This window comes from Hoeflea sp. EC-HK425 (genome assembly GCF_902498795.1).
Lineage (GTDB): Bacteria > Pseudomonadota > Alphaproteobacteria > Rhizobiales > Rhizobiaceae > Hoeflea > Hoeflea alexandrii.
In genome coordinates this window covers 1-1,569 of record NZ_LR701552.1, presented here as the reverse complement: position 1 = coordinate 1,569, position 1,569 = coordinate 1, and the positions used below count along the sequence as shown (strand labels likewise).

General features: G+C 58.4%; 2 protein-coding genes and 1 pseudogene. 2 read left to right on the top strand and 1 reads right to left on the bottom strand.

What is annotated here, in order from left to right; genetic code table 11:
- Positions 1 to 235: 235 nt before the first annotated feature.
- Positions 236 to 538 (top strand): hypothetical protein, encoded by a 303-nt coding sequence (locus SPHINGO391_RS00815; protein ID WP_152007165.1) that lies wholly within the window; start codon positions 236 to 238, stop codon positions 536 to 538.
- The gene (locus tag SPHINGO391_RS00810) at positions 539 to 952 is read left to right on the top strand and encodes a helix-turn-helix transcriptional regulator (protein WP_152007164.1); all 414 of its coding nucleotides are present in this window, start codon (positions 539 to 541) and stop codon (positions 950 to 952) included.
- A gap of 511 nt (positions 953 to 1,463) precedes the next feature.
- On the opposite strand, the pseudogene SPHINGO391_RS00805 reads toward SPHINGO391_RS00810, so the two are convergent.
- Positions 1,464 to 1,569, bottom strand: a pseudogene (locus SPHINGO391_RS00805) (IS5/IS1182 family transposase); the annotation flags it as partial.

Here is a 1,569-nt window from a genome sequence, read left to right as displayed (position 1 = left end):
AGTCAAATGAATTGCTCATATCTTTTCCCCGATTGGATGACTTGCGCCGGAGATGATAGGGGCTTTTGCCGGGTAAGGCGGTAGCGCGACTAAAACGTAGGAGCCTGCGGCGTATGCAACAGGTTCTCCGAACTAAAGGCCGTGGGGATCGTGTGTACACGGTTTTCCAACTCCCCGATCACCAGGGGTCAAAGAGCAGAGCGGGGGCGTACCGCAAGCTCTTGGAGGAAACCGAGTGTCAGCAGAGCCCTCCTTTACATTCTACACCTACTCGTCCGCGGTCGAGCCGCTGGAAGCGCGCTGGCGCGACGACGGCGTTGGTGACGCGTTTTTTGGCAACGCCGACGCCGCTCGCGCAGCGATCGAAGAGTTGCGAGACGCAGTTGCCAACGAGCCGGGGCACGACTGCCCGTCGATGCGGCTGGAGCGGATCGAGACCGTGCCGGTCACGAGGGATGCGTTCCTCGCGCTGCTCAACGACGGCGTTGGCTCCATCGTTAGGAACTACGACATCATCGATACGATCGGGGGAAATTGAATGGCGAAGATCCCCGATCCGATCGACGTCGAAGTCGGCGGCAAGATCAAGGCGCAGCGCCGGCTGGTCGGTATGAGCCAGAACACCCTGGCCGACCGGCTCGGCGTCACCTTCCAGCAGATCCAGAAATATGAGAAAGGCACCAACCGGGTCAGCTCAAGCCGTTTGGCCATGATCGCGGAGGCCTTCGGCATCCCCCCTGCCTATTTCTTCCCGGGCTCGACGGTCGACCCTGGCCAAGCCGTGGCGGCCGCCGCGCCGAAGCTGGTCAGCTTCATCGAGACCAATGAGGGCCGGGACCTCAACGTGGCCTTCGCGCGGATCAGCTCGCACACCATGCGCAGGAAGGTGGTCGGCCTCGTGACGGCCTTGGCCGCTGCGCTTCCTTCCGGGCAGGGTGACGCCAGCGAATAGCGCCTGAAGGGAATAATTTCGTTGCTCGGCTTCTTGAAGAATGCTGCAATGCAGCATACATTCGGATTGTCGGAGCTGCCCTCCTCCTCCCAGCAGCTTCGGGCAACGACTGGCAACCCTCCTCCTCCCAGTTGTCAGTCAGAATCGAAGCCCGGTGCATCTCCTCAAGCACCGGGCTTTTTCATGCCGCTGACGATCGGTTCTCACGATCGCGTTCCGGGCGGCGGGGTATCAATACGGCGCTGTTCAATCGCCGAGGGCAGAGACAAACGATCGTTTGTGAACGTCTCTAGATCTGGAGGGGAATGGCGTACGGTTTCCTGTCTTGGCCGAGTTGTCGGCAGCATGCTCGCAATCTAGGCGCGGTAAAAAATACTCTAGCATTGAGAATGAAACATAAGAGACACGTTGTGATTGCTCTTGCCGTGCCTTTTACAAACGCTTAGCAATTTGCTGAAGGCAATAATGGGGCAAACATGTTTGGGGCATTAGAGTCGGTCCGGAAAGTTATTCAGTTTGAACAGAGCCTTCTCAGCATGAGGCGAATGGATGCCAATTTGAGGAAGGCGAGTGCGTTGCGTGACATGTTTTCGAAGTCCTTGGCCAGCCTGCGGCAA

Bases quoted from the DNA above. Each gene is read 5' to 3' on its own strand.
- SPHINGO391_RS00810 (WP_152007164.1), top strand. From the start codon at position 539: ATGGCGAAGATCCCCGATCCGATCGACGTCGAAGTCGGCGGCAAGATC.